The organism is Pseudoalteromonas sp. CR1 (assembly GCF_019392235.1).
In the GTDB taxonomy this organism is placed as follows: domain Bacteria; phylum Pseudomonadota; class Gammaproteobacteria; order Enterobacterales; family Alteromonadaceae; genus Pseudoalteromonas.
The window spans coordinates 1-245 of the sequence record NZ_JAHXRM010000532.1; the positions used below are offsets into that span (position 1 = coordinate 1).

The window sequence follows — 245 nt, forward strand, 5'->3', positions numbered from 1 at the left end:
GACCCAGACGACGGCGATAAGGATAGCGATCGGCCATTCCAGCTCGGCGTATTCCTTGGAAGTGGTGTAGCCCAGCGGCAAGCTGATGGCTGCCAGCACGATCACCAATTGCCAACCCCAGAAGCAGAACGCGGCAATTTTCGGCGCGAACAGCTGCGTCTGGCAGGTGCGCTGCACCGAGTAGAAGGAGCTGGCGAACAGTGCGCAGCCGCCGAAGGCGAAGATCACCGCGTTGGTGTGCAGCG

1 protein-coding gene is annotated in these 245 nt (G+C 61.6%); it reads right to left on the minus strand.

Annotation, left to right across the window (positions count from 1 at the left end):
• On the minus strand, positions 1–245 hold a 245-nt coding region (locus tag KZZ04_RS20435; protein WP_219424068.1), incomplete at both ends, for a cbb3-type cytochrome c oxidase subunit I.